Origin of the sequence: Inhella gelatinilytica (assembly GCF_016093295.1) — a bacterium.
Lineage (GTDB): Bacteria > Pseudomonadota > Gammaproteobacteria > Burkholderiales > Burkholderiaceae_C > Inhella > Inhella gelatinilytica.
Map to the genome: position 1 here is coordinate 96,158 of NZ_JAEDAL010000006.1, position 26,033 is coordinate 122,190.

Here is a 26,033-nt window from a genome sequence, read left to right on the forward strand (position 1 = left end):
CCCTTGTCCACCGACCGTCTTGCCCCACTCCGTGCCTTCGGCCGCTACCACCGCCTGCTGGTCATCACGCTGCTGGGTTTTGCGTCCGGGCTGCCCCTGGCGCTGACTGGCCAGGCGATGCAGGCCTGGCTCACTCAAGCGGGCTTGAGCCTGGCCACGATTGGCTTTCTAACCCTGGTGGGGCTGCCCTACACCTTCAAGTTCCTGTGGGCACCGCTGCTGGACCGCTTTGACCTGCCGCTGTTCGGGCGCCGGCGGGGTTGGATTGCGCTCAGCCAGGCGCTCCTGGCCCTGGCCCTCTTGGGGTTGGCGCAACTGGACCCCGCCCAGCAGCTCGGCCCCTTTGCGGCGCTGGCCTTGCTGGTGGCCTTTTTGTCGGCCAGCCAAGACGCGGCCTACGACGCCTACCGGACTGATTTGCTGCCGGCCCCCGAGCGTGCGCTGGGCGCGAGCCTGAATACGCTCGGGTACCGGCTGGCGATGATCGTCAGCGGCGGTCTGGCCTTCATCTGGGTGGACCCGACCGCTGGCGGCCTGACGTGGCCGGCGGTGTACCGGGGCTTCGCGGCGCTGATGGCGGGCGCTGCCGTCGTCACCCTGCTCCTGAGCCCGCGCCTGCCGCAGGCGGAGCGGCCCCAAACCGACGCCCGGCGCGACCTGCTGGGTTTTGCCGCCGTGCTCGCCGCCGTGGCACTGGGCGTGTTCCTGGTCCAGCGGGGCCTGGAGCCCGCATTGAAAGCCGTGCTCGCCCCCGCCACGCCGCTGGGCGGCAAGTGGGTGGACCTGCTGGTGCTGCTGCTGGGCCTGCTGCTGGTCGGCCCGCTGGCGGCCTGGGCCGCACGCCGGGCGCGCTACGACACGCTGCTGGGCGGGCTGCGCGACTACTTGGCGCAACCGGGCGCCGCCGCCATGTTGGGCCTGATCGTGCTCTACAAGCTGGGGGACGCGTTCTCGGTCAGCCTGCTGACGCCCTTCCTGCTGACGGGCATGGGATTCAGCCCCGCCGAGGTTGGGGTGGCGAACAAGATCTTCGGCCTGTGGCTCTCCATCGCCGGCGCGTTGCTGGGTGGCGCCTTGATGCTGCGCCTGGGCCTGTGGCGCGCGCTGTGGCTGTTTGCCGTGCTGCAAGCGGTGAGTAACCTGGGCTACTGGGGCCTGGCCGTGGGGGGCAGCGGAACTTGGGGCAGCCTGACGGTGCCGGCCTTTGATTGGGGCCTGGTCAAACTGGCCCAGCCCACCGTGCTGGACGGCGGCTTGCTGGCCGTGATCGCCTTCGACAACCTCTGCGGCGGCATGGGCACGGCGGCCTTCATCGCCTTCCTGATGGCGCTGTGCCAACAGCGCTACTCGGCCACGCAATTCGCGCTCTTGTCAGCGCTCTCGGCGGTGGGGCGCGTGTGGGTCGGCCCGCTGGCCGGAGTGCTGGCCGAGAGCCTGGGCTGGCCGGTGTTTTTCATCGTGAGCATTGGGTTTGCGCTGCCTGGGTTGCTGCTGCTGTGGTGGCTGCGCCCGCCCATTGAGCGACTGGATGCCCCCACGGGCCCCGTTGCTGCGGACGATTGATGAAAATCCACGCCATGGAAACGCTGCACTTGGATCACGCCCCCACCTACGGTTTCGGCCGCTGCGATTGCTGCGGCCCCGCCAGCCGGCCTGGCCGGCGGTTGTTCACGGGTCTCTTGGTGGCGGGAGCGGCTGCGCCCGCTTGGGCGCGCGAAGGGGTTCAAGTCGGAGAACGGAGCAAATTCACCAAATTGGTTCCGGCGGAGGACATCGAGCAAGGGGCGTCATTGCAGTACCAGCGCATGCTGGGCGAAGCCAACCAAAAACGGGCGCTCTTGCCCGGGACCCACCCCCAAGTTCAACGCCTGCGCTACATCGCCCAGCGCATGCTGCCCTTCACGGCGGAATGGAACCCCCGCGCTCGCCAGTGGAAATGGGAAGTGAACATCTTGGCCAGCAAAGAGCTGAATGCCTTTTGCATGCCTGCCGGCAAGATCGCGTTTTATTACGGCATCCTGGCCGAACTGCAGCTGAGTGACGATGAAGTGGCAGCCATCATGGGCCACGAGGTCGCCCATGCGCTGCGTGAACACGCCCGCGAGCGCATGGGCAAGACGGCCGCGACCCGCGTCGGTGCCAGCGTGTTGTCCAACTTGCTCGGACTGGGCAACCTCGGCGACGCCGCCATGAACCTGGGGGCCCAGTTGCTGACCTTGAAGTTCAGTCGAGAAGATGAATCGGAAGCCGACCTGGTGGGCATGGAACTGGCTGCCCGCGCGGGCTACGACCCCCAGGCCGGCGTGAGCCTGTGGAAAAAAATGGGACAGAAAAAGCAATCCCCCGACAGCCGCATCCTGCAACTGCTCTCCACTTATGCGAGCACGCACCCGGCCGGCCCGGAGCGCATTCAAGACATCCAGCGCAACCAGCCCGATGTGGCCAGCTTGTACGCCCGGGCCCCCAAACCGGACCGCCGCTTCCCGCCCGCCGAAGCCTTGAAGGGCTGACCCCTTGCGTGAACGGTTGCGCCCGCTGTGCACCCGCCGGGCGTGGCTCACGTGGGGGCTGGCTGCCCCACTCGCGACCCGCGCGCAAGTTGGCGCGGCACCCCGCCCGACCGCCGAGCGGGTGCTGCGCGTGGGCACCGACATCGCGGAGGTGGGGTTCGACCCGGTGCGCGTGAGTGACCGCAGCTCGGTCACCATCAACGCCCACATCTTCGAAAGCCCCCTGACCTACGACCTGCTGGCGCGGCCCGCACGCTTGCGCCCGCAAACCGCGGCGGCCCTGCCCGAGGTCAGCGACGACTTCACACGCTTTGTGTTCACGCTCCGCGAGGGAACCTACTTCGCCGACGACCCCGCCTTTGGCGGTCGACCGCGCGAACTGGTGGCTGCAGACTATGTCTACAGCCTCAAACGCTATTTCGACCCGAGCAACCCCACGGAACACCTCTTCCACTTCGAGAACGCAGGCATCCTGGGCTTGAACGAGCTGCGCGCACGCGCCCTTCAAGCCAAAGCCGGACTGGACTACGACGCGCCGGTGGCGGGCCTGCGGGTGCTGGACCGGTACCGTTTTGAGGTGCGCCTGGCGCGACCCGACCCACGCTTTGTGCAACTCTTCGCCGTGCCCGGGCTCACGGGGGCTTTGGCCCGTGAGGTGGTGGAGCGCTACGGAGATGAGTTGCCCGCCCACCCCGTGGGAACGGGGCCCTTCATGCTGCAACGCTGGCGGCGCGGATCGCAGGTTCGCCTGGTGCGCAACCCCCGCTTTCGCGAGCAGGTCTTCGACACCCTGGCGACCACGCTGTCGGAGGAGGACCGGGCCCTCCTGGCCCGCCTGCAGGGCCGGCGCTTGCCCCTTGTTGACGCCGTGGAGATGCAAGTCATCTTGGAAGAGCAGCCGCGTTGGCTGGCTTTTTATGGTCAGGAGCTGGATGTCCTGGAGCTACCGCCCACCTTGGCCCCGGCGGTGATGCCCGGAGGGCGTTTGGCCCCTCATCTCGCGCGCCGCGGGGTGCAAGCTCGCAGCCAGCTGGACGCCTCGGTTCGCCACACGTTTTTCAATTGCGAGGACGCCGACCTCGGCGGTCTGAGCCCCGAACGGGTGGCACTGCGGCGAGCCATCGCCTTGGCCTACGACAACGAGGCCGAACTGCGTTCCGTATTCAAAGGCCAGGGCGTGGCGGCGCAGTCCATGGTGGTGCCGGGTGTGGTGGGTTACGACCCCACCCTGATCAGCCCCCACGGCCGCGGCGATGTGGCCCGCGCCCGGGCCCTGCTGGACCTGTACGGCTATCACGACCGGGACGGTGACGGGTGGCGTGAGCACCCGAGCGGCCAGCCCCTCACGCTGCGCATGTCCGGCTTGAACGACAGCCGCCAGCGCGCGATCAATGAGCTGTGGCTCAAGCAGATGAAGGCCGTGGGGCTGCGCATCGTCTTTGAGAGCGGGCAGTTCGGCGAATTGATCAAGAACTCGCTGGCCGGACGGCTGCAGATGTGGAGCTACAGCTGGAGCACGGGCCAGCCCGATGGTGACTTCTTCCTGGCGCTGGCCTACGGGCCCAATGCCGGTCAAGCCAATGACGCCCGATTCGTGCTGCCCGCCTACGACCAAGCCTATGCACGCCAGCGTGCGCTACCCGACGGCGCCGAGCGCCTGGCAGCAATGCGCGAAGCCAACCGGCTGATGCTGGCCTACCAGCCCTACCTGCCGCACTTTCACGCCCTGCGGGTGGACCTGACGCAGCCCGGTGTGGTGGGCTACCGGCGCCACCCCTTCACGCGCGACTGGTGGCGCTTCACCGCCCTCGACTGAGGGCGGCGTCCGCCACAAAGGGGTTGCTACGCCGCTCCTGCCCAAAGGTGGACTCGGGCCCATGCCCAGGGATGAACACCGTGTCCTCGCCCAGCGGCCACAGGCGCTGCGTGATGGAGGCAATGAGTTGGTCGTAGTTCCCGCCAGGGAAATCCGTTCGCCCAATCGAGCCCGCGAACAGCACGTCGCCCACAAAGGCCCGCTGGGCGGTGGGGCTGTAAAACACGACGTGGCCCGGTGTGTGGCCGGGGCAGTGGCGCACCTGCACGGTTTCCTTGCCCAACTGGACGGTATCGCCATCAGCCAGCCAGCGCGTCGGCACAAAGGCCTCGGCCTGGGGGAAGCCAAACATCCGGCTTTGCTCCGGCAACCCATCAATCCAGTACTGGTCCCCCGGGTGTGGGCCCACGATGGGCAGCCCGTGTTCCCGCGCCAGTTGGCCCGTCGCACCGGCATGGTCGATGTGGGCGTGCGTGAGCCACAAGGCTTTGAGCGTGAGCCCACGGGCCTTCACCGCCGCCAACAGGCGAGGAATCTCGCCGCCCGGGTCCACCAGCGCCGCCTCCTGCGTCTGGTCGCACCAAACCAGCGAGCAGTTTTGTTGAAAAGGGGTGACCGGCAGGATTTCGTAGCGCAACATGGGCTGATTGGGGGGTTCGACTGAGCTGGATTAGATCGCGAGTCCGCCCCACCCGGCCCGCAGCGGAAGCTACTTCGCCGTCACGACGATCCGTCCGACCATCCCCGCCTGGTAGTGGCCCGCAATCAAACAGGCGAAGTCAAATTCCCCAGGTCGATTGAAGGTCCAACGGATCTCCCCGGATTTGCCCGGTGCGACATGCGCCATGTAGGGTTCATCGTGCTCCATGCCGGGGAACTTGGCCATCAGGGCCGCGTGTTCGTCGAGCACGGGCCGCGTCCCCAGCACCAGTTCGTGCATCACCTGGCCGGTGTTGCGCAGCACCAAGCGCACGGTTTCGCCCTGCTTGACCGTGATGCGGTCTGGGACAAAACGCATGGTGTCGAGCATCTTGAGTTCGATGGTGCGCGCCGGGGTCTTCTTGTCCGCGGCAATGCCCCAGGGCAATTGCTCTTGCTTGACCACAGTCCCAGGGGCATGGCTCTTGGGGCCGTGCGCGAAGGATGGAAGACCGGCACTCAGGGCCAACAGGAGCGCAAGGAAAACGGGTTTCATCGGCGGTCCTTCTTCAGTGGTTTGAATGGGCGCCGGCGCCGGGCTTTCGCACCGTCACTTCGACCTCGGTCTTGGGCGACTGGGCGCGCGGCATGCTGCCGGCACCCACGCTCTGGGCGCGGCCATGTACGGGCTCGGCCAAGGGGCCTTTGAACTCATAGGCGACCGTGCCCGGGGGGTGTTGGAACCAGCCGGGGTCGGTGTAGTCGCCCCTCTTCTGCCCCTTGCGGACCTTGACCACGCTGAACATGCCCCCCATGCCCACCGCGCCAAAGGGGCCTTCGCCGGCCATCATGGGCGCGGTGTTGTCCGGCAGCGGCATGTCCATCTCCGTCATGTCCTTCATGCCCCGCTCGCCCATCACCATGTAGTCGGGGATCAGCTTGCGAATCTTGCTGGCCACTCCGCTGTGGTCGACACCGATCAGCGTCGGCACGTTGTGCCCCATGGCGTTCATGGTGTGGTGGCTCTTGTGACAGTGGAAGGCCCAATCGCCCTCTTCATCCGCCAGGAACTCGAGTTGGCGCATGGCGCCCACGGGAATGTCTTCGGTGATGTCGTACCGGCGGGTGCTCTTGGGCGTGGGCCCGCCATCGGTCCCCGTGACCTGGAACTCATGCCCGTGCAGGTGGATCGGATGGTTGGTCATGGTGAGGTTGCCGATGCGGATGCGCACCTTGTCCTTGAACCCCACCACCAGGGGATCGATGCCCGGGAAGATGCGACTGTTCCAACTCCACAGATTGAAGTCCGTCATCGTCATGATCTTGGGGGTGGCCGCTCCGGGGTCAATGTCGTAGGCATTGAGCAAAAAGCAAATGTCGCGGTCAACCTCGTCAATGAGCGGGTGTCGCCCCTTGGGGTGGGTGACCCAAAATCCCATCATGCCCATGGCCATCTGCACCATTTCATCGGCATGCGGGTGGTACATGAAGGTGCCGGGGCGTCGCGCCACGAACTCATACACAAACGTCTTGCCCGGGGGGATGCCGGGCTGGGTGAGGCCCGTAACGCCATCCATGCCATTGGGCAAACGCTGGCCGTGCCAGTGGACGCTGGTCAGCTCCCCCAGCTTGTTGGTCACGAAGATACGCACCCGGTCGCCCTCCACGACTTCAAGGGTCGGGCCCGGGCTCTGGCCGTTGTAGCCCCACAGATGGGCCTTGAAGCCTGGCGCCATTTCGCGCACTACCGGCTCGGCCACCAGGTGGAATTCCTTGACGCCGTTGTTCATGCGCCAGGGCAGAGTCCACCCGTTGAGCGTCAGCACCGGTCGGTAGGGCCGGCCGTTGGGGGGTTCGAGGGGCGGCATGGTGTCGGGTTTGCTCTGCAGCACCGGCTCGGGCAGCGCCGCCAGGGCGACTTTGCTGACCGAGGCTGCCGCGCCCAGGGCCCCCGCCGTTCCCAAGAAGAATCGTCGTTTGAACATGATGGAGGTCCTTCAGTGGCCGCCGCCGGCTTCGGGGGCCGGGGCAGCTGTGGCGGTGGGCGCGCTCAGGGCAACACGGCCAACCAAGGCCATGTCCAGATCGGCCTGCGCCAGCCAAAAGTCGCGCAGGGCCTCGATGGACGCGTTCACGCTGGCGATTTGCGAGCGGGCATCCGCCAACAACTCGAACACGCCAATGAGCATGCCGTTGTAGCGAAGCAGTTGCTCGTCGGAGATGCGCTTCTTCAGCGGCACGATCTCGTCGCGGTGATGCCGGGCGATGTCGTAACTGGCGCGGTAGTTGCCATAGGCCTCCCGCACCTCGGAGCGGGCCTGAATTGCCGTCGCCGCCGCTTGGTGCACGGCTTGCATGTAGAGCCCCTCGGCCTTGGCCACACGGGCACCGCCCCAGTCAAACAGCGGCAGTTCCAGGTCAATCTCCCAACCGGTTTGACGTGGCCCGTCGTTGGAGGTGCTGCGCGCCAAACCCAACTCGAACACGCTGACAAAGCGCGTCACCTGGGTCAACTGCAGGTTCTTCGCCATCTGCTCGGCTGCGAATCGGGCGGCCTGCACATCCAGCCGCTGAGCCAAGGCTTGGCGCTCGATGTCGGGTTGATCTTTCGGGGCCGCGGGCAGGTCGGGCAGGCGGTCGGGGAGCTGAAGGGTCAACGACTCCCCCCACAGCCCCAGCAGACGAATCAAGCGTTCGCGCGCTGCACGGTGCGCTTGATCGGCACGCGCCAGGCCCAAGGCCGCGTCCGCATAAAAGCCTTGCTCGCGCAGCCGCGCCAGCGCATTGAAATTCCCCGCTTGCTGCAAACGGCGCGCCAATTCAGCGCTGGCCTCCGCCGCCTCTTGCACCTGGCGCATGTAGCGCAAGGATTCGCCGGCAGCCACCACTTGAACCCAGGCCTTGCGCGTGTCCGCGGCCAGGCTCAGCACCTCCATCGCCACCTCACGCTGGACCGCCTCCAGCCGGCGCGTTTCCAGGCGGCTGACCAGGGGCAGGGCCAGCAACCGAGCCAAGCTGACATGCAGGCCGCGCTCCAACTCCACTTCGTGGCCCTTCGTCACACGGCCAAAGCTAAAGCCCGGATTGGGCAGGCGAGCGGCTTGCTGAACCTCCGCCTCGGTGACACCCAAGAATTGCAACCGCGCCTGCAGCCCACGGTTGTTCAACAGCGCCACTTGCACGGCAGCATCCATGGCCAAAGGCCGCTGCAGCAGCTCCGTCACCCGCTTGTGGGTGCGAGCCAGGTCGTCTGCAGAGCGGTCCATCATCAGCGGATGCCCGGTGTGCCCCTGGGTCAGGGACTGCACAGTCCCCAGTGCACGGCCGCTTTCCAGGTTGGCACACCCCGAAAGGCCCAACACCCCCAGCACGACGGCCCAAAAACTCACGCGATTCATGGCTGGACCTCCTCAGCGTGACGCTCGGCCATCGGGGCCCGGCGAGGGGACGTTCTCCGCCGCGGGCAGTGGTTCGCGAGCGTACGCGCGCCAGCCGCCGATGCGGTTGGTCTTCTCATTGGCCGCTTCCCACGTGAGGGGCGGCAAGTCTTTCAAGGCCCGGTAGGTGGCGAGCACGCCAACGTAATGCAAGGGGGCGACGGCAGCCTGAGGATCGGTGGGATCCGCGCGCTTTACGAAGGGCGCCGTCTGGGCGTGAGCAACGGGCGCCACGACCCAACAGGCCAGCGTCAGGCAGCGCGCAAGGGAATGAATCGCCCCTGCACCCGATGGGCCGCCGGGGGGTTGAGCTTGGGTGGGCATGACATCCTCTGGGTTGACAGAAACCACCCCCCAAAGACTGCGCGGACGCACGGCCGGCAGCAGCGCTTTGCGGGGGCCCGTCCGAACCTTTAAGCCCCGGGATCGCTCCAGGCTCCAAGATTCGGGGGTTCATTCCATCATCGAGGCGGCCGGTCCAGGCGGCCGACGCGCCCACCCACGGTCAAGGGACGAACCGCGACCTTGGGCGCTGCGGGCCCTGCCCCGCTCAAGGGCAACGCCCAATCCACCGGCAAGACCGCCGCGCCACAGCAGGGCTCACATTGCGTACAGGTGGAACCGCTGACCGAGGTCGATTCGCCGCCGGCATCGTCAGCAGTCAACAGACCCGGGGAGGGGTGTTCCGCCGGTTCCCCGTGAAAGTGCGCATGGACAGGCCCCGTCGCGAGCCCGGTCACCATCCCGTCCACGGGGGCATGCTGCAGTCCGCAGCCCCAATGCCCCGCAGCCGCCAGCCCCTTCAAGGGCAGCGAGAGGACCAGACAAGCGACCAAGAGCCAGCGGAAAGTGGCGTGCATGGCGCAAACTCTATCCCAACAGGCCCCTGGGGGCAGCCCCGGTGTCCGGCCCCGGATCCAGAAGGAAACTCCATGCAGATCACGTTTCTCGGTGCGGCTCAAGAGGTCACCGGCTCATGTTTTTTGGTCGAGACCGAGTCCGTTCGCTTCCTGGTCGACTGCGGCATGCACCAGGGGGGACGCGAGGCTCGATGGCGCAATGTGGCCCCGTGGACCTTCGACCCGCGCGCGCTGGACTTTGTGCTGCTTACCCACGCTCACATCGACCACAGCGGGCTGTTGCCCCGCCTGTGCGCCCACGGGTTCCGAGGCCCGATTTATGCCACGCCCGCGACCGTGGACCTGCTCGAAGTGATGTTGCTGGACAGCGCCTTCATTCAAGAAACGGAATGGGCCCGGGCTCAGCGCAAGCGCGGACAGGGGCGCGGCCACGGTCAACCGCCGCGCGCCGCCCCTGCCGAGTTGGCCTACACGGTGGCCCAAGCGCAGGCCTGCCTGGAGCAGCTGCGCCCCGTCGCCTACGACACACCATTGGCTGTCCACACCCAGGTTCGTGTGCAGTTTCGGGATGCTGGCCACATCCTGGGCTCAGCCATCCTGGAGCTTGAACTCACGGAGCGACGCCGCACCCGCAAACTGGTGTTTTCGGGCGACTTGGGGCAGCCCGGGCGACCCGTGGTTCGCGATCCAACCCCCATCGAATCCGCCGACGTGCTGGTGGTGGAATCCACCTATGGCGACCGGCAGCACCGCCCGCTGCAGGAAACGGTCGACGAGCTGGTTCAGGTGATTGAAAGCACGCTGCGGCGCCGACAGGGCAACGTGATCATTCCAGCGTTTGCCCTGGGCCGCACCCAAGAGCTGCTGGCCCTCCTGGCGGAACTGCACGAGCAGGGTCGCCTACCGGCGCTCCAGGTTTTTGTCGATTCGCCCATGGCGGGCAAGGTGACAGCCCTCACGCTCAAGCACGCCCGTCAACTCGACCCCGGCACCCGGGAGCGGCTGGCTGGCCCCCAAACAGCGCACGCGGGCCTTTCCGTTCGCTTCACCCAGAGCGTGGACGAATCCATGGCGTTGAATCAAATCAAGGCTGGCGCGGTCATCGTTGCAGCCAGCGGCATGTGCGATGCCGGGCGCATTCAACACCACCTGCGCCACCACCTGGGCCGCCCGGAATGTGCCGTGGTGTTGATCGGCTTCCAAGCGGAGGGAACGGTGGGGCGCCGCTTGGTGGACGGCGCCAAGCGCGTGCGAATCCTGGGCGACGACGTACCCGTGCGGGCCAGCATCCACACCATTGGAGGGTTGTCCGCGCACGCAGACCGCGCCGCGCTTTTGACCTGGCTGCGCCAGTTCAAAGCGCCGCCCCGGCAAACCTTTGTGGTCCACGGTGAGGCCGCAACCGCCTGTGGTTTTGCGGACGAGCTCAAGCGAACCTTGGGCTGGGCGGCTCAGGCCCCACTCGCGGGTCAGCGTTTCGAGCTGTGAGTGGGGCCGAAAAAGCGCCGGTTCAGTGCAGGCGTGCCCAGGCAATGCCGCGGTCGACCGCGAACCGCAGGGCAGATTGGGCGCAGGCGAAGCGGGGCTCGAAGCGCGTCACGCGATCCGTGGTGGCCCGGCCTTGGCCCGAGCGAATGGAAACCGATGCGACGAACTGGCCGTCCACATCGCGCTTGATCATGGGTGAGACAAAAAAACGCCCCACCTCAATGCTGTTGTTTTTCATGTGGCTTGAGGTGTGCGCCAGGTTCAGTGGGAACTGGCTTGGCGCATTGGGATGTCGGGCGGCAGGCCGCCCGCTCGGGAGGGACGGCGCACCGCCCCGTTCACTGGGATAACAAAGAGTCAGATCGTCCGAATGTTGGAGGCCTGAAGGCCCTTGGGGCCTTGTTTGACTTCGAACTGCACTTGCGCGCCCTCAGCCAGCGTGCGAAAGCCGCCGTTGCTTTGAATTTCGCTGTGGTGCGCGAACAGGTCCGGGGTGCCATCGCTGGGGGCGATGAAACCAAAGCCTTTGGTGTCGTTGAACCATTTCACGGTTCCGGTCACGAGTTGGGTCATGGTGTTTCCTTTGAAACTGAAAAAGGGGGATGAAAGCCAACACCCCACGAGCTGAACGGCCCACAGGGGAGAAACACTCAAGAGCAATCAGGGGGTGAAGCTGTAGCGAGCCGCTCGCGAGATGAGGCCTGGGGAAGGCCAGCGGGGCTGCAGAAAGACCGTTTTGGAAAAGGTCCTGCGCGAATCTCTTTCGAATATACCACCGATCCACCCTTCCGGATAGAAATTCGTTGAATCGAAGCATTCAGGCGGCACCCCACCGGCTTGCGCGGCCCGCGCCCATTCGCATTTCCCCTTAATCCCTCAGCAGGATCACCCCCTATCCTGGGGAGTCCGACTCCCCGTATTTCTTTGGGTGAACCCCATGCTGGCGACCTTCTTTTCTCCCGCCGTGCGCTTGATGCGCAACTTGCCGTTGGCGCAAAAGTTCGCCGTGGTCTGTCTGGCCTTTTTGGCCCCCCTGCTCTTTTTGCTGTACACGGTGGTCAGCGACCGCAGCGAGGCCCACGCCTTCACCGAAAAGGAAGTGCTGGGGATCGCCGCCATTCGCGCCTTTGATGGCGCTTACATCCCCGTGATGAGTTGGCGCGGGGCCTTTGCGGGCGCCACGGCGCAGCAAGCCGGGGCACTGGAGCGCCGCAACGCGTCTGCGGCCGAGGCGGACAAGCATTTCGCCGGTTTCGAGACCTACCTCAAGACCAGTGGCGACCCCATCGGGCTGGCGGAGCCTTTCGCTGGGCTGCGCAAGCGCTGGGACGCGCTCAAGGCCAGCAGCCCCAAGGACCCGCAGGAGGCTTTCGAACAAGCCAACGCGCTGGTCGCCGATGTGCGCGGTTTTTTGGAATTGGTGGCCAACAACTCCAACTTGGCGCTGGACCCCGACGCCGACACCTACGCCCTGATGCTGACCTACACCAGCGAGATGCCCCGGCTGATGGACGCCCTCTCGCGCGTGCGCAGCGTGGGCCGTTACCTCGCCGATGGCCAGATCGCCGACGATCCGGAGATGTTCATGGCGATGCACAACGCCGACGCCCTGCTGGATGAATACACCGGTCGGGCCCAGGCGGCCTACGCCCTAGCCAAGGCCGCAAACCCGGAAGCGGTCGCCGCCCTCCCACTGGGGGCCTTGGATCTGGTGGAAAAGCAAATTACCCCGCGCATTGACGCCGAATTCGCCTGGGGTGCCGCCCCCAAGGCCAATGGCACTGAATGGGGCAAGTCAGTGAACGGCGTGTTGGAGCACATTGAGGAGTTGCACGATGCGGGCGGCGAGGCGCTGGAGATCCTGCTGCATGCGCGGGAAGCGCGCCTCAAGCGTCAGATTGCGGTCGCACTGGTGGCGGCAAGCGCGTTCATCGTGCTGGGGATGTACTTGCTGGTGGGCTTCTACTCAGCCGCGCAAAGCACCTTCAATGCGCTCGGCCGCCGCCTGACCAAACTCGGCCGGGGTGACTTCACGACGGACGCCCAATTGGTGGGCAAGGACGAACTGGCCCGCGCAGGCAACCAACTCAGCGACGCCATGGGCGACTTGAGCCTGTTGGTGCTGCAGGTGCGTTCGACAGCGGAGGAAATCAGCCTCGCCGTGGCCGAAATTGCCGCCGCCAACAACGACCTATCCAACCGGGGCGTGCAGCTGGCCGCCGTGGTGGAGGAGACCAGCGCCAGCACCGCCACGCTGGAAGATGCAGTCGGCACCAACATGGCCAGCGCCCACGAAGCCAACGAGTTGGTGCAAAGCGCGGCGTCGGTGGCGGGTCGCGGGGGTGCCGTGGTCGAACAGGCCGTGCGCGCCATGAGCGGCATCACCGAGAGCAGCCAAAAGATCGGCGACATCATTCAGGTCATCGACACCATCGCCTTCCAAACCAACATCCTGGCGCTGAATGCCGCCGTGGAAGCCGCACGGGCCGGCGAGCAGGGGCGCGGCTTTGCGGTGGTGGCCAGCGAGGTGCGGGCCCTGGCCCAGCGCAGCGCCGGGGCGGCACGGGAAATCAAGACCCTGATTCAATCCTCCATCGACACCGTGACCGAGGGGGGGCAGTACGTGAACGAGGCCGGCAGCACCATGAATGAAATGGTGCACGCCATTGAGCGCGTGGCGGCTTTGATGGGCGACATCACGCGTCAAAGCAACACGCAGGCGCAGCAGATTCGGGAGCTCGGGGCGGCCATCCGAGAAGTCGACGGCAACGTGCAGCAAAACGCGGCCATGGTGGAGCAAACCGCCGCCACCTCGTCCACGCTCAATGAGCGGGCGCGATCGCTGTCCGAAATCGCCGCGCAGTTCCGCACCGACGTGTAAGCCTTGAGACCGAGCGACCATGCGCATCAACCACCCTGTCACCGGCCGCGAGTTCCCCTTTCCTGTCGGCAAGACGCTGGTCAGCGTCACCGACACCAAAGGCCGCATCACCTACTGCAACAAGGCATTCGTCGAGGTCAGCGGCTTCACCATCGACGAGTTGCTGGGGCAACCGCACAACCTGGTGCGCCATCCGGACATGCCCGAGGAGGCCTTCCGCGACCTGTGGGCCACCATCGAAAAAGGCCTGCCCTGGCGGGGGCCCGTGAAGAACCGGCGCAAGAACGGGGACCACTACTGGGTTCTGGCCAATGCCACGCCCATGATGGACGGCGACCGCATCACGGGCTTCTTGTCGGTGCGCGTGCCCTGCCCACGCACCCTGATCCAGAAGGCGGAAAGCGCCTACGCGCAGATGCGCGACGAGAAGGCGCGGGGCGAGCGCAAGCTGACGCTGCAGCAAGGCCAGTTCCGTCGTGTAGACCGCGCCGGCCGCACGCTCGAAGCCTTAACGCCCGGTCCGCAAAGTTGGCTGTATTTGGCGCTGCTGGGGCCCGTGTTGGCGACCATGGCAGCCGCGTGGTGGTTGCCCAAAGGCTGGGCGCTGGGCGCGGCCTTGCTGTTCACGGGCCTGGGTTTGGCCGTGGTGCAGCGCATCAGCCAAGCGCCCCTGAATCGCCTGCTGGAAGACGCCCGCAAGCTGGGCTCCGGGGACATGACCCAGGAGGTGCAGGTTGACGCCGAAGGCTTGATCGGCCAGCTTCAGGCCGCGCTGAACCAGTTGGCCGTGAACCTGCGCACCGTGGTGCTGGATGCCCGCTACGACATCGAGCAGATTCAGTCGCATGTGAAGGCGATCCAGACCGAAGCGAAGGACTTGGCCCGCCGTACCGAAGCGCAAGCCGCCAACTTGCAGTCCACCGCCGCCAGCATGGAGGAGATCACCGGCACGGTGGCCAACACCACGCTGTCGGCCCAGCGCGGCACGGACATGGCCAGCGACACCGCCCGCGTGGCACAAGACAGCCAAACCAGCGTGCAAGAGGTCAGCCAAAGCATGGCGGCGATTCAAGACTCCACCCATCGGATTGGCGAGATGGTTCAAGTCGTGGAGGGCGTGGCGTTTCAGACCAACATGCTGGCCCTCAACGCCTCCGTCGAAGCGGCCCGCGCCGGCGAGGCCGGCAGCGGCTTTGCCGTGGTGGCCGAAGAAGTCCGGGCGCTGGCTGGCCGTGCCGCCGAGGCCGCTCGCGAAATTCGCCGCCTGATCGCCGAGTCCACCGAGCGGGTCGCAACCGGCGACAGCCAGACCAGCATGGCCCGCACCCGGGTCGATGCGGCGCTGGCCTCCGTTGCCAGCGTGCACCAAGCCCTCGCCGAGATTCAGACCGCCGCACAAGAGCAGCAGCAAGGCATTCAGCAGGTCAACGACGCCATCACCCGGCTGGATGAAACCACCAAACAGAACACTGCGTTGGTCGAAGAGCTCTCCGCGGCAACCGCTGACATGGCCCGGCAAATCGACCTGGTCAGCACCTCCACCCGCCTTTTCCGCTTGCAGCGGGGAGAAAAAACGGTGTCCGAGTTGGATGCCGTGGAATTGCGCAAACTGCACCGCGCAGGGTCGGCCCGCGACCCCGTCGATGGGGCACCCTGAAGCGCCCGCCCGCTGGCGACCGCAATGAGAAAGGGCCCCGGAGGGCCCTCGTGCGTTGGCGCAGGCTCCGATGGGGCCCCGCCGGCTGAGTTGATCACTCGTCGTTGTTGAACACCAAGCGCACTTCGTGGGTCTGCTTTTCGCCCGCAGCTTCGAAGCGCCACTCTTTCAGCGCCTCCACCGCGGCGCGGTCAAACACCCGACGCGGCTGGGCTTCCACGATTTCCACCTCGGACACCTTGCCGTCGCCCGTGATCGTGAGCTTGGCACGGACGGTGCCGTTGTTCACATGTTGACGCGCAGCCTCGGCGGGAAATTCCGGCGCCACTTTCTTCACCACCTTCGGCGCAGCGAAGGCGAGTGTGGCGGACAGGGTCAGGGTCAGGGCCAAGAGGGAACGCAGCAACACAGAATCTCCAAATCGGTTCAATTCAGGGCCGGCACAGCGCCGGGAGCGAAGTCCGGCATTGTGCGTAAAAACCCTTGTCACCCCCCTCATTCGCGGGGGAGTAAACCGTGTGCAATGTCACACAGACGCCACTTGCCTGACATCTACCGCGAACCGCCGCAGGGGCGCGGGCGCGGCGGCCGTTACCGCTGGGCGGTCAGCAGAAAGGACAGCACGTCGGGCAAGCGGTCTCGCCAAGCCCCCTCGTTGTGGCCCGTGCCCGCGTAAACGCGGCTCACAAACGTGGGCGCCTTGAAGCCCCGCGCACCACAAAACGCATCGATGCGGGCCTGGGCCATGTCGTACTGCGCATCGAGCTCTTGATCCCCCCGGTCCATCCACCAGCGGACCGTGGCGGGGTCCGGCGCCCGTTCCGTCAAATAGGCCACCGCGGCCGCCGGAAATTCGTCATTGCGCTCCCACAGCCCAATCCAATGCGTACTCAGGCAGGCCGCACTGCCGAACACCCTCGGGTATTCGCACAAGCCGTACGCACTGATCAGCCCACCCATGCTGGAGCCGAGCAAGTGCGTGTGCTGGCGCTCGGGCCGCGTGGCGTATTGCGCATCCACGCGCGGTTTGACCTCCTCAACAAGGTAGCGCAGGTAGGCATCGCCCAATGGGCGCCCCAACAGGGCCTCGCGCACATACCGCTCCCGCAAGGGCCCTGGAAGGTGGGGTAAAAACCCCTGCGGGAAGTACTCCGCCCGGCGGGTCTCGCCCCCATTCCAGGGCGCCACCACGATGAAATCCGTCAACTGCCCTTGCGTCAGCAGCGGGGCCGCCATGCGGTCCAGCTCCCAGGCTCTTTTGTTCCACGTGCTGCCCGGGTCAAGCATCATTTGGCCGTCATGGGCGTAGATCACCGCATAGCGCCGACGCTGGGGGTCGTAACCGGGCGGGAGCCACACCTCAACCGGTCGGGCCGCCAGTTCGCGGGGACGCCAGGTTGGCAACCGCTCCAGCCGCCCGGGGCGTTCCGCAGCCCAGGCCGTCGAAGCCCACGCCACACCGAGTGACGCCACGCCCCCCACGGCCTGACGACGAGAAATCAAAGGGTTCCGCATGCCGCAAGCCTGCCTGAAATGTAGCCAAACTACAAGTCGCAAATTCCCAAATTGAGAAAACAAGCCACTGGATGTCGAATGACAATCGATCGACTTCCTTGAGTCGAACTACACCGCTCATCATGCACCCCCGTTCGCTCCCCTTGACCCTGCTGATTGGCCTTCTGTCGCTCGCGGCCCCGGCCGCCCCCCGGATTGACCACCTGGAGCCCCCACACTGGTGGGTGGGGATGAAAGAGCCCTTGCTACAGCTGCTGGTCGAAGGCCCGGACCTGCGTCGCGCCCGCGTCCGTTTGGAGCAAGCACCCAAGGGCGTTGGCTTGCGCAACGTGGACTACCCCGGCGGCGCCGACGCGGTGGCCATCAACCTGCACATCGCCCCCCAGGCCCAGCCCGGCACCGTGACCCTGCGACTGACCGACCCGCAGGGGAACAGCGTGCTGCAGCGCTTCGAGATCAAACCGCGTGCACCGGGGTCCGCGCAGCGCCAAGGCTTTGGCCCGCGCGATGCCATCTATCTGGTGGTTCCCGATCGTTTTGCCCAGGATGCACCCACGAAGGCCCTGCCCCCCCACCTGGTGGAGCCGATCGGCTCCCGGCTCAACCCGGGAGACCGCCACGGCGGCGACCTCACCGGCCTTCGCCAGGCCCTGCCGTACATCGCCGGGCTGGGGTTCACCCAACTCTGGCCCACACCCTTGGTGGAAAACAACGCGGCGCGCTACAGCTACCACGGCTACGGCGCTAGCGACTTCTACCGCATCGACCCCCGCTTCGGCGCCCACACCGACTACTTGGCCCTGAGCCAGGAGGCCCGTCAGCGCGGCGTGGGGCTGATCCAAGACATCGTGCTGAATCACATCAGCACCAGCCACCGCTGGATGCAAAACCCCCCCAGTTCGGACTGGGTGAATCAGTGGCCGAGCTACACCGAGACCCACCATGCCCGGATGAGCTTGCAGGACCCGCATGCCGCGCCGAGCGATCGCCAACGGTTTGCCAGCGGCTGGTTCTCGCCCAACATGCCCGACCTGAACCAGCGCAACCCCTTCGTGGCGACCTACCTCACGCAGATGTCGATCTGGTGGGTCGAAGAGGCGGGGCTTTCGGGCATCCGGACCGACACCTATTCGTACTCGGACCGCGACTTCCTGGCCCGCTGGTCGGCCAGACTGATGGCCGAATACCCCAAGCTGAACATCGTGGGCGAAGAGTGGAGCCCGCACCCGGCCGTGGTGGCCTACTGGCAGCGCGGCAAACGCAATCACGACGGCTATGTGAGTCATCCGCCCAGCATGATGGACTTCCCGCTGCACGGCGCACTGCTGGCCTCGCTGTCCGAGTCCGACGGCCACGACAGCGGCTTCACCAAGCTCTACGAGGCGCTGGCGCACGACTTCGTCTACCCGGCGCCCGAGCAGCTCGTTCTGTTCGAAGGCAACCACGACACCCCGCGCGTGTTCAGCCTACTCAAAGAGGACGCCACTGCCGTGCGGATGGCGCTCAGCTTCATGGCCACCGCCCCGCGCATTCCGCAGTTCTTCTACGGCGACGAAGTCCTGTTCACCAGCCCGGCCCAGCGCGACGACGGGCGCGTACGCGCGCCCATGCCGGGCGGCTGGGCCGGCGACGCCGCGAATGCCTTCAGCGCCGCGGGCTTGAGCCCCGACCAAAGGGCCATGCAGGACTTCGTGCGCCGCCTCTTCAATTGGCGCAAGGCCGAACCGTTGATCCACACGGGCCGGACGATGCAATACGCACCCCGCGACGGCGTGTATGTGCTGTTCCGCTACCAGCCCGGTGAATCCCGCCGCGTGATGCTGGTGCTGAACAAGAACGCGGGCGAAACCCGGCTGCCACTGACGCACTTTCCCGAAATGACTCCAGGGGTGCGTACCGTGCGCGACGCTCTGGGCGGCCCCAGCCCCACGCTGCAGGACGGTGTGCTCCGCCTGCCGGGGCGCGGCGCTTACGTGCTGGAGCTGCGCTGAGGGCGGGACCGTGGGTGGCGCCGGGCCCACTTCCAACGGACCACAGCGGCCCACCCGGCATAGACCAACAACCAGGTTAGCGATCCAAAGACCACGGCAAACACCAGCAGCCCCAAAAACAGCGGCTTGCCAATCGCCTGCAGGCGCTCGGTCCAACTCATGTTGTCCCTTTCGGGGGATTCTGCGGCCTCCTCCTGCCCCCAATCAGCAGCACGCACGGTGGGAGCTTCTCCCAGCATCACACTGCCCGTTTTGTAGGCCGCAAAACCAATCGGCGCATAGGTCAGGGGGTTGGATACCAGCGTCGAGAACGCCGCAACTGGCAGGTTGGCGCGCAGAACCAAAGCCAACGTGGCTGCGCCTGCAATCTGCAACACGGGGATCAAGAGGCCAAAAAATACCCCGATCCCCGCCCCCGCCGCCACCCGTCGGCGTGTCAGTTGCCATAGCCATGGGCGTCGCAACAGCGGCCCCAACCAGCGCAAACCGGGGTGAGCTTTGAGCGTCTCTTCGGTGGGAATCTTCGATTGCAGCCAGCGTCGCATGGGGTCACTCAAAAGTTGAGGCGCAGGGGTACTCGGACTTACAGCAGGCGAAACGCCAGGATGGCAACCACCGTCGGTGGCAAGGCACCAATCAACAAACCCAGCGGCGAGATCGCCCCGTCGTCAAATTTGCTGCGCAGGATGGACACGCCTGCCGGGTTGGGCGCGTTGGCAATCACCGTGAGGCCGCCGCCCGTGACCGCGCCGGCCACCAGCGCAACCTTGAACTCGTCGCTCAGACCCTCGACCAACGAGCCCAGGTAGGTGAGCGCCGCGTTGTCCGTGATGGCCGTGAGCGCCGTCGCTCCAAAGAACACCGCATCGGCGTCCATCTTCATCAGCACCGGTTGCAGCCACCACTGCTGCAGCCCGCCCAGCACCACCAAGCCGCCCAGGAAGAAGGCCACCAGCAAGGCCTCGCGCAGGATCAGCGGGTCTTGATGGCGGCGGTACGCCGTCGCAAACCCAATGAAGAACAACAGCAGGCCGATAAACACCGGCGGGTGGTGCGCAAACACCACCACACCCAGCAAGAAGAGCAGGTGAACGGCCACCACGGTCAGGGGCACCGGTGCAGCCGCTTGTTCGGGCCGCTGCGCCATGTGGGCCAGCTCCTTGCGAAAGAGCAGCATGGCGCAGCCCGCGTTCACTGCCACGGCGACGGCAGCCTTCCACCCAAAGGTGCTGACCATGAACCACAGGTCCCAGTTCCATTTGCCGGCGACCATCAGCACCGGCGGTGCCGCAAAGGGCGTGAGCGTGCCACCGATGGAGATGTTGACGAACAGCACCCCCAACGTCGTGTACTTGAGCTTGGTCGAAACTTCACGGCTGAACAGGGTGTCGCGCAGCATCAGCGCTGCGAGCGTCATGGCCGCAGGCTCGGTGATGAAACTGCCCAGCAACGGCACCAGGGCCAGCAGCAGGAAATACAGGGCCATCCCCCGCGGCAAGGGCACGAAACGCGCCACGCCCTGCACCAGGCTCCCGGCGAACTGCAAGATGGGGCGTGTGCCGGCCACCACCATGATGGCGAAGACGAATAGCGGCTCGGTGAAATTGCGCGAGTCCAGATAGGCCGTCGCCTCCGCCTTGCCCATCAGCGCAAACATGCTGACCATGAGCACCAAGGCCCAGAAGCCAAACACGACTTCCACCTCCCCCAGCAAGTGCCACAGCCCGGCATGGCGCGGCTGCGTGTGGGCCAGGCGCTCGAAGGTCTTGGTGGAGAAGGTGTGGATCAGCGCCAGTCCGAAGAGGACGGCGGCCAGGATTTGCAAGGGGGTCGGGTCGGTCATGGGTTTACACGCAAAAAAGCCGCGTGGCGGCCCGACCAGCGCGTAAAACCTGCTGCGCGCCTCGCGGCGCGGCAACACCCTGGGTCGCCAGTTTACGCACTTGACCCAGGGCAAGCCGGCCAAGCGGCCTTGCCCCTATGCTGGATCGGTCCTCCTCTGAGTGTTCAAGCATGCAATCCACCTGGCACGCCCTCAGCGAAGCCGCGGCGGCGGCGGCCTTGCAGGTGGAGCCCCGCCAAGGTTTGAACGCCGCCCAAGTGGCCGAGCGCCGCGCCCAGCACGGCCGGAACGCCCTGCCCGAGCCCCCTCCGCGTTCGATGGTCTCGCTGGCCGCACATCAGTTCCGCAGCCCCTTGATTTACTTGTTACTGGCCGCGGCGCTGCTGGCACTGGCCCTGGGACACGCCAGGGATGCCGGGGTCATCCTGCTGGTGGTGCTGGTGAACGCGGCCATTGGGACAGTGCAAGAGGGCCGGGCCGAGCGCTCGATGTCGGCGCTGCGGCGCCTGGCAGCCCTGCAAGTGCGGGTGCTGCGCGACGGCCAGGAGCAAGCCCTGCCGGCCGCCGACTTGGTGCCGGGCGATGTGCTGCTGCTGGCCGCCGGAGATGCCGTAGGAGCCGACGCCCGGCTGATGGAGTGCGCTCAGCTTCAAGTGGCCGAGGCGACCTTGACGGGGGAATCCGCGCCTGTCGCGAAGGCCCTGGGCCCGCTACCGGAAGCCCATGGCTTGGCCGATCGTCACAACATGGTGTTTGCTGGAACCCAGGTCAGCGCCGGTCGTGGGCGGGCGCTGGTGGTGGCCATTGGTCCCCACACCGAGGTCGGCGGCATTGCCCGCCTAACCAGCGCCGCCGTCGAACCCCCAACCCCATTGGAGCAACGATTGGCGCGGCTGGGTCGCGCCTTGGTGGTGGCGGCGCTCGCGCTGTTTGTGCTGGTCTTGCTGCTGGGCCTGTGGCGCCAGCTGCCCCTCAGCCTAGTGCTGATGGTGGCAATCAGCCAGATGGTCTCAATGGTGCCCGAGGGCCTGCCTGTGGCCATGACCATCGCCTTGGCGGTGGGCATGCAGCGCATGGCCGCGCGCGGCGCCCTGATTCGGCGACTCTCAGCGGTCGAGACCCTGGGCTCGACCACCACCATTTGCAGCGACAAGACCGGCACCCTGACCCGCAACGAAATGACGGCCGTGGCGCTTTGGCTGCCCACAGGTCAGCGCCTGTCGGTGCAGGGTTCGGGCTACGCGCCCGTCGGCGCGGTGGAAGGGTCCGAGCAAGCCCAGGTCCAGACCCTGCTCCGCGCCGCCCTGCTGTGCAACGACGCCGAACTGCTGCCCCCGGAGGAGGGTGAGCGCAACACCTGGCAGGTGCTGGGCGACCCCACCGAGGGCGCGCTCCTGGTGCTGGCGGCCAAGGCTGGACTGGACCTGGCGGCGGAACGAAACCAGGCGCGACGCCGGGCCGAACTGCCCTTTGACAGCGAGACCCAGATGATGGCCACCCTGCACGCGGACGGCGGCGTGTGGATCAAGGGAGCCCCCGAGGCCGTGTTGGGCCTGTGCCCGCCGGCCGCGCGCGCCTCGGCGCTGGCGGCAGCGGCCCAGCTGGCGGGGCAGGCCTTGCGCGTGCTGGCCTTTGCACGCGTGGCAGCGGACGCGCTGGAGGATTGGGAGGCGCTGCGGGGCCGCGCCCAGCTACTCGGCCTGGTGGGCCAGATCGATCCGCCGCGCGACGAGGCCCGCGCCGCCGTGGCCGAGTGCCAGCGCGCAGGCATCCGCGTGCTCATGGTCACCGGCGACCACAAACTCACGGGCCTGGCCATCGCGCGTCAGCTGGGCATCGCCGGACCAGACAGTCGGGCGCTGGACGGTCAGGAGCTGGCCTGTCTCAACGAAGGCGAGTTGCAAGAACTGCTGCCCGAGGTGGCCGTCTTTGCCCGTGTGCAGCCCGCGCAAAAACTGCGCATCGTCGAAGCCCTGCAGGCGCGCGGCGAAGTGGTGGCGATGACCGGCGATGGGGTCAACGACGCCCCGGCGCTGGCGCGCGCCGATGTCGGCGTGGCGATGGGTCTGTCCGGCACCGAAGTGGCCAAGAGCGCCGCCAAGATCGTCGTCACTGACGATAACTTCGCCAGCATCGTCGGTGCCGTGGAGCAGGGGCGGGTGGTCTACGGCAACTTGAAGAAGCTGATCCTCTACTTGTTCGCCACCTCGCTGGCCGAAGTCCTGCTGCTCTTACTGGCCTTGATGTCCGGTTTGCCGCTGCCGCTGGCGGCGGTGCAAATTCTGTGGATCAATCTGGTCACCGAGGGCACCGTCACCGTCAACCTGGTGATGGACCCGCCCGACGGCGACGAGATGCGGCGCCGCCCCGTACCGCGCAACGACCGCCTGCTCAGCCCCGAACTGCTGCGCCGCGTGGCGCTGATGACCCCGCTGATCGCCGGCCTGAGCTTTGCCTGGTTCGCCTGGCGCCTGAGCCAGGGCGCCGACGAAACCCTGGTGCGCACCGAGACCTTCACGCTGCTGGCCATGTGCCAATGGTTCAACGTGCTCAATTGCCAGTCCGCCACCCGCTCGGCGCTGCGGCTGGGCCTGCTGCGCAACCCCTGGCTGCTCGGCGGCCTGAGCCTGTCGGTGCTGCTCCAGGCCGCTGTCCTGTACTGGACGCCGCTGGCCACGCTCTTCCACACCCAGGCCTTGCCCGCCCCCACCCTGCTTCAGATGCTGGTCGTGGCCAGCGTGGTCCTGTTGGCAGAGGAGGGCCGCAAGGCCTGGGCGCGTCGGCACACCGGCGCAGCAGGGGCCTGAATGCTGCCCCTTCTGGCGCTGCTGGCGGGCCTGGTCTGCGCCGGACTCGGCGGGGAACTCTTTGTGCAGAGCAGCATGGGCTTGGCCACACGAGCCCGGATCTCCCCGGCGATCGTGGGCGCCACGCTGGCCGCCTTCGCCACCTCCAGCCCCGAGCTGGCCGTTTCAGTCAGTGCCGCCTGGGCGCAGCAACCGCAGATTGCCTTGGGTGACGCGTTGGGCAGCAATGTCGTCAACGTGGCGTTGATCCTTGGGCTCGCGCTGTTCATCTCTGGCATTCAGGCCTCGCGGGGCAGTCTCCAACGCAACCTGCCGCTGGCGCTGGCCGTGCCAGCGCTGACCGCCCTGCTGTTCCTGGATGGCCGGCTCTCCCGATTCGAAGGCGGCCTGCTCCTGGGCCTTTTCGGCGTCTGGCTCCTCGCGACGGTGCGGGCTGCGCGTCGGCAGCGCGGCCTTGACGCCCCAGTGCGGGGCGCGCCCTCTTGGTGCGGAATCGTTGCGGGTGGGGTGCTGGGCTTGGCCCTGCTGGTGGGGGCCGGGCAGCTGATCGTGTTTGGCGCCCGGGCGATCGCGCTGTCTTGGGGCCTGAGCGAGTTTGCAATCGGCACCACGGTGGTGGCGATGGGCACCTCCATGCCAGAGCTGGCCACCGCCTTGGTCGCGAAACTGCGCGGACATGATGAGGTGGGGCTCGGCGCCATTGTGGGCAGCAATCTCTTCAATGGCCTCTTCATAGTGGGCGTGGCCGCCCTGATCCACCCCATCTCGGTCCCGTTGAGTGAGTTGCTGAGCAGTCTGCTGTTTGGGGTGCTGGCCTTGATCCTGGTGCTCCCGAACCGCCGGGGCTGGATTGCACGGGGCCGGGGGCCGCTTTTGCTGCTGCTGTTCGCCACTTACTTGGCGGCCATGCTGCAGCGGGGCGGCTGAGCTCGACCTGCCGCGCCGCACGGGTGCGGCGGCGGGGGGGCGCCGACATGAAAATGCCGCAGATCAGCCATCGGTGAAGCCATGAATGCCAACACGTTCGCCCCCCTCCTCGGCGGCCTGGGCTTGTTCCTGCTGGGCATGAGTCTGATGACCGACGGGCTCAAGCGCGCCGCCGGCCCAGCCCTTCACCGCATCCTGGCCGGCGCCACCCGCACGCGTGGCCATGCACTGGGCACGGGGGTGCTGGTGACAGCCCTGGTGCAATCCTCCAGTGCTGTCACCGTGGCGGCCATCGGCTTCGTCAATGCCGGGCTGCTGGGCCTGGCACCGGCCTTGTGGGTGCTGTTCGGCGCCAACGTGGGCACCACCATGACGGGCTGGATCGTGGCCCTGGTGGGGCTGAAGTTCAAGGTCGAAGTCCTGGCCCTGCCACTCGTGGGCGTGGGGGCACTGCTGCGCCTGACGGGCGAGAGCCACCGCCGTGGGGCGTTGGGTTTGGCCCTGGCGGGCTTCGGCCTGCTGTTCCTCGGGATCGCCACCCTGCAGCAGTCCTTTGCGGGCCTGGCCGGGCAGTTCAGTCTGCCGCAGGGTCAAGGCGCAACCGTGCTGCTGACGCAGCTGGCTATCGGCGTGCTGATGACGGTGGTGATGCAGTCCTCCAGCGCGGCGATGACCCTGGCGCTGGCCGCCGCGCAGGGCGGGTTGGTCGACGCGCAGGGCGGCGCGGCGGTGGTGATCGGGGCCAACCTGGGCACCACGGTGACGGCGCTGCTGGCGGCGATTGGCGCAACCCCCAATGCGCGACGCGCCGCCGCTGCCCATGTGGCGTTCAACGCCCTCACCGGCTTAGCAGCCTTCCTGCTCCTGCCCTGGCTGGTGCGGGCGCTGGGCCAACTGGGGGCCTGGCTGACGCTGCCGCCCGATCCCCCCACGCAATTGGCCCTTTTCCACACCAGCTTCAATGTACTGGGCGTGCTGTTGATGTGGCCACTGGCCGAGCCGCTCACGGCGTTCTTGCAGCGGCGCTTCCGCGCCCAGGAAGAGGATCGAGCCCGACCCCACCACTTGGACACCACGGTGCTGCAGGTCCCGACCTTGGCGCTGGACGCCCTGGGGCGCGAACTCGACCGCCTGGGCGGCTTGGCGCAGCACGGCCTGCGTCTGGCCCTGCAGGACCGCGATCCCAGCGCCACCGGGAGGGCAACGCAGCAGCTCAACGCAGCCATCGCCGCCTTTGTTGAGCGCATGAGCCGGGCCGCGCTGAGTGCCACCGAAAGCACCGAGCTGGCCCGTCTACTGCGCCTGCTGCGCTATCACGAGAGCTGCGTCGAGCAAACCTTGCTGGCGGCCGGGCTGCCGACTGCGAGGGCTGGTCACGAACTCTCCCTGGCCCAGCACCGCTTCACCGAATGTGGCCTGCAGTATTTGGACGGCAAGCTGAGCCTGCCCGCCGTACAGGCGTCCTATCAGTTCCTCAAGGCTGCGGCCCTGCAGGCCGGGGCTCTGGGCGAATGGTCGCTGGAGGAGATGGAGCGATGCCTGCGTCGTTCCAGCGCCTTGCGTCGGGCGCTGGAGCAGGCGGACAAGGCGAGAAGCACAGCGCCCCCTGGCAGGGTGCACCGCAATACCAATTAATATTGGACAAATGTTTCTCAACCGAAC

The 26,033-nt window shown here is 66.7% G+C and carries 22 protein-coding genes; 10 read left to right on the forward strand and 12 right to left on the reverse strand.

Annotation, left to right across the window (positions count from 1 at the left end; translation table 11 throughout):
* Window positions 1-3 precede the first annotated feature (3 nt).
* Genes I7X43_RS12420 through I7X43_RS12430 form a run of 3 tightly spaced genes read left to right on the forward strand, consistent with a single transcriptional unit; the run spans window position 4 to window position 4,326 of the window.
* Window positions 4-1,563: an AmpG family muropeptide MFS transporter gene (locus I7X43_RS12420; RefSeq protein WP_198101260.1), complete on the forward strand. Its 1,560-nt coding sequence runs from the start codon at window positions 4-6 to the stop codon at window positions 1,561-1,563.
* A gap of 14 nt (window positions 1,564-1,577) precedes the next feature.
* Window positions 1,578-2,510, forward strand: a complete 933-nt coding sequence (locus tag I7X43_RS12425) for a M48 family metallopeptidase (RefSeq protein WP_198101261.1) — start codon at window positions 1,578-1,580, stop codon at window positions 2,508-2,510.
* A gap of 4 nt (window positions 2,511-2,514) precedes the next feature.
* Window positions 2,515-4,326 carry an ABC transporter substrate-binding protein gene (locus I7X43_RS12430; RefSeq protein ID WP_198101262.1) on the forward strand — a complete coding sequence of 604 codons (1,812 nt, stop codon included), beginning with the start codon at window positions 2,515-2,517 and terminating at the stop codon, window positions 4,324-4,326.
* Here the strand turns inward: I7X43_RS12430 and I7X43_RS12435 are convergent.
* From I7X43_RS12435 to I7X43_RS12460, 6 genes are all read right to left on the reverse strand, one after another.
* Window positions 4,310-4,966, reverse strand: a complete 657-nt coding sequence (locus I7X43_RS12435; protein ID WP_198101263.1) for an MBL fold metallo-hydrolase — start codon at window positions 4,964-4,966, stop codon at window positions 4,310-4,312. The two genes, I7X43_RS12430 and I7X43_RS12435, sit on opposite strands and share 17 nt — an antisense overlap.
* Window positions 4,967-5,035: 69 nt before the next feature.
* Window positions 5,036-5,521, reverse strand: a complete 486-nt coding sequence (locus tag I7X43_RS12440; RefSeq protein WP_198101264.1) for a cupredoxin domain-containing protein — start codon at window positions 5,519-5,521, stop codon at window positions 5,036-5,038.
* A 13-nt stretch (window positions 5,522-5,534) separates the two neighbouring features.
* The gene (locus I7X43_RS12445; RefSeq protein WP_198101265.1) at window positions 5,535-6,950 is read right to left on the reverse strand and encodes a multicopper oxidase family protein; all 1,416 of its coding nucleotides are present in this window, start codon (window positions 6,948-6,950) and stop codon (window positions 5,535-5,537) included.
* A 12-nt stretch (window positions 6,951-6,962) separates the two neighbouring features.
* On the reverse strand, window positions 6,963-8,363 hold the full coding sequence (locus I7X43_RS12450) for a TolC family protein (protein ID WP_198101266.1): 1,401 nt from the start codon (window positions 8,361-8,363) through the stop codon (window positions 6,963-6,965).
* Window positions 8,364-8,375: 12 nt separating this feature from the next.
* Window positions 8,376-8,726, reverse strand: a complete 351-nt coding sequence (locus I7X43_RS12455) for a hypothetical protein (protein ID WP_198101267.1) — start codon at window positions 8,724-8,726, stop codon at window positions 8,376-8,378.
* A 137-nt stretch (window positions 8,727-8,863) separates the two neighbouring features.
* Entirely contained in the window at window positions 8,864-9,262 is a 399-nt protein-coding gene (locus I7X43_RS12460) for a hypothetical protein (protein ID WP_198101268.1), read from the reverse strand.
* 72 nt (window positions 9,263-9,334) lie between these two features.
* Between I7X43_RS12460 and I7X43_RS12465 the strand changes: the two genes are divergently transcribed.
* Complete coding sequence (locus I7X43_RS12465) at window positions 9,335-10,750, forward strand: MBL fold metallo-hydrolase RNA specificity domain-containing protein (protein ID WP_198101269.1); 1,416 nt, start codon at window positions 9,335-9,337, stop codon at window positions 10,748-10,750.
* 22 nt (window positions 10,751-10,772) lie between these two features.
* Here the strand turns inward: I7X43_RS12465 and I7X43_RS12470 are convergent, their stop codons facing one another.
* Window positions 10,773-10,988, reverse strand: a complete 216-nt coding sequence (locus tag I7X43_RS12470) for a hypothetical protein (RefSeq protein WP_198101270.1) — start codon at window positions 10,986-10,988, stop codon at window positions 10,773-10,775.
* Window positions 10,989-11,107: 119 nt separating this feature from the next.
* Entirely contained in the window at window positions 11,108-11,323 is a 216-nt protein-coding gene (locus tag I7X43_RS12475) for a cold-shock protein (RefSeq protein ID WP_198101271.1), read from the reverse strand.
* Window positions 11,324-11,687: 364 nt separating this feature from the next.
* On the opposite strand from I7X43_RS12475, the gene I7X43_RS12480 reads away from it, so the two are divergent.
* Complete coding sequence (locus I7X43_RS12480) at window positions 11,688-13,631, forward strand: methyl-accepting chemotaxis protein (RefSeq protein ID WP_198101272.1); 1,944 nt, start codon at window positions 11,688-11,690, stop codon at window positions 13,629-13,631.
* Between the two features lie 19 nt (window positions 13,632-13,650).
* Window positions 13,651-15,288 carry a methyl-accepting chemotaxis protein gene (locus tag I7X43_RS12485; protein ID WP_198101273.1) on the forward strand — a complete coding sequence of 546 codons (1,638 nt, stop codon included), beginning with the start codon at window positions 13,651-13,653 and terminating at the stop codon, window positions 15,286-15,288.
* 94 nt (window positions 15,289-15,382) lie between these two features.
* Here the strand turns inward: I7X43_RS12485 and I7X43_RS12490 are convergent, their stop codons facing one another.
* Window positions 15,383-15,697: an energy transducer TonB gene (locus I7X43_RS12490; RefSeq protein ID WP_198101274.1), complete on the reverse strand. Its 315-nt coding sequence runs from the start codon at window positions 15,695-15,697 to the stop codon at window positions 15,383-15,385.
* A gap of 182 nt (window positions 15,698-15,879) precedes the next feature.
* Window positions 15,880-16,803 (reverse strand): alpha/beta hydrolase, encoded by a 924-nt coding sequence (locus tag I7X43_RS12495; RefSeq protein ID WP_198101275.1) that lies wholly within the window; start codon window positions 16,801-16,803, stop codon window positions 15,880-15,882.
* A gap of 122 nt (window positions 16,804-16,925) precedes the next feature.
* Between I7X43_RS12495 and I7X43_RS12500 the strand changes: the two genes are divergently transcribed.
* Entirely contained in the window at window positions 16,926-18,794 is a 1,869-nt protein-coding gene (locus I7X43_RS12500) for an alpha-amylase family glycosyl hydrolase (RefSeq protein WP_198101276.1), read from the forward strand.
* On the opposite strand, the gene I7X43_RS12505 is transcribed toward I7X43_RS12500, so the two are convergent.
* Both I7X43_RS12505 and I7X43_RS12510 read right to left on the reverse strand, forming a co-directional pair.
* Window positions 18,773-19,339, reverse strand: a complete 567-nt coding sequence (locus tag I7X43_RS12505) for a DUF2062 domain-containing protein (RefSeq protein WP_246480393.1) — start codon at window positions 19,337-19,339, stop codon at window positions 18,773-18,775. The genes I7X43_RS12500 and I7X43_RS12505 overlap by 22 nt on opposite strands.
* A gap of 38 nt (window positions 19,340-19,377) precedes the next feature.
* On the reverse strand, window positions 19,378-20,637 hold the full coding sequence (locus tag I7X43_RS12510; protein ID WP_198101277.1) for a putative Na+/H+ antiporter: 1,260 nt from the start codon (window positions 20,635-20,637) through the stop codon (window positions 19,378-19,380).
* Between the two features lie 170 nt (window positions 20,638-20,807).
* On the opposite strand from I7X43_RS12510, the gene I7X43_RS12515 reads away from it, so the two are divergent.
* From I7X43_RS12515 to I7X43_RS12525, 3 genes are all read left to right on the forward strand, one after another.
* A complete protein-coding gene (locus I7X43_RS12515) occupies window positions 20,808-23,444 on the forward strand; it encodes a cation-translocating P-type ATPase (protein ID WP_246480394.1) in 2,637 nt (878 codons plus the stop codon).
* Window positions 23,445-24,371 carry a sodium:calcium antiporter gene (locus I7X43_RS12520; protein WP_198101279.1) on the forward strand — a complete coding sequence of 309 codons (927 nt, stop codon included), beginning with the start codon at window positions 23,445-23,447 and terminating at the stop codon, window positions 24,369-24,371.
* Window positions 24,372-24,452: 81 nt separating this feature from the next.
* Window positions 24,453-26,006, forward strand: coding sequence for a Na/Pi cotransporter family protein (locus I7X43_RS12525; protein ID WP_198101280.1), 1,554 nt, complete (start codon window positions 24,453-24,455; stop codon window positions 26,004-26,006).
* Window positions 26,007-26,033 lie beyond the last annotated feature (27 nt).

Bases quoted from the DNA above. Each gene is read 5' to 3' on its own strand.
- I7X43_RS12440 (WP_198101264.1), bottom strand. From the start codon at position 5,521: ATGAAACCCGTTTTCCTTGCGCTCCTGTTGGCCCTGAGTGCCGGTCTT.
- I7X43_RS12470 (WP_198101270.1), bottom strand. From the start codon at position 10,988: ATGAAAAACAACAGCATTGAGGTGGGGCGTTTTTTTGTCTCACCCATG.
- I7X43_RS12495 (WP_198101275.1), bottom strand. From the start codon at position 16,803: ATGCGGAACCCTTTGATTTCTCGTCGTCAGGCCGTGGGGGGCGTGGCG.
- I7X43_RS12445 (WP_198101265.1), bottom strand. From the start codon at position 6,950: ATGTTCAAACGACGATTCTTCTTGGGAACGGCGGGGGCCCTGGGCGCG.
- I7X43_RS12500 (WP_198101276.1), top strand. From the start codon at position 16,926: ATGCACCCCCGTTCGCTCCCCTTGACCCTGCTGATTGGCCTTCTGTCG.
- I7X43_RS12455 (WP_198101267.1), bottom strand. From the start codon at position 8,726: ATGCCCACCCAAGCTCAACCCCCCGGCGGCCCATCGGGTGCAGGGGCG.
- I7X43_RS12465 (WP_198101269.1), top strand. From the start codon at position 9,335: ATGCAGATCACGTTTCTCGGTGCGGCTCAAGAGGTCACCGGCTCATGT.
- I7X43_RS12450 (WP_198101266.1), bottom strand. From the start codon at position 8,363: ATGAATCGCGTGAGTTTTTGGGCCGTCGTGCTGGGGGTGTTGGGCCTT.
- I7X43_RS12505 (WP_246480393.1), bottom strand. From the start codon at position 19,339: ATGCGACGCTGGCTGCAATCGAAGATTCCCACCGAAGAGACGCTCAAA.
- I7X43_RS12480 (WP_198101272.1), top strand. From the start codon at position 11,688: ATGCTGGCGACCTTCTTTTCTCCCGCCGTGCGCTTGATGCGCAACTTG.
- I7X43_RS12510 (WP_198101277.1), bottom strand. From the start codon at position 20,637: ATGACCGACCCGACCCCCTTGCAAATCCTGGCCGCCGTCCTCTTCGGA.
- I7X43_RS12515 (WP_246480394.1), top strand. From the start codon at position 20,808: ATGCAATCCACCTGGCACGCCCTCAGCGAAGCCGCGGCGGCGGCGGCC.
- I7X43_RS12425 (WP_198101261.1), top strand. From the start codon at position 1,578: ATGGAAACGCTGCACTTGGATCACGCCCCCACCTACGGTTTCGGCCGC.
- I7X43_RS12485 (WP_198101273.1), top strand. From the start codon at position 13,651: ATGCGCATCAACCACCCTGTCACCGGCCGCGAGTTCCCCTTTCCTGTC.
- I7X43_RS12460 (WP_198101268.1), bottom strand. From the start codon at position 9,262: ATGCACGCCACTTTCCGCTGGCTCTTGGTCGCTTGTCTGGTCCTCTCG.
- I7X43_RS12520 (WP_198101279.1), top strand. From the start codon at position 23,445: ATGCTGCCCCTTCTGGCGCTGCTGGCGGGCCTGGTCTGCGCCGGACTC.
- I7X43_RS12475 (WP_198101271.1), bottom strand. From the start codon at position 11,323: ATGACCCAACTCGTGACCGGAACCGTGAAATGGTTCAACGACACCAAA.
- I7X43_RS12435 (WP_198101263.1), bottom strand. From the start codon at position 4,966: ATGTTGCGCTACGAAATCCTGCCGGTCACCCCTTTTCAACAAAACTGC.
- I7X43_RS12525 (WP_198101280.1), top strand. From the start codon at position 24,453: ATGAATGCCAACACGTTCGCCCCCCTCCTCGGCGGCCTGGGCTTGTTC.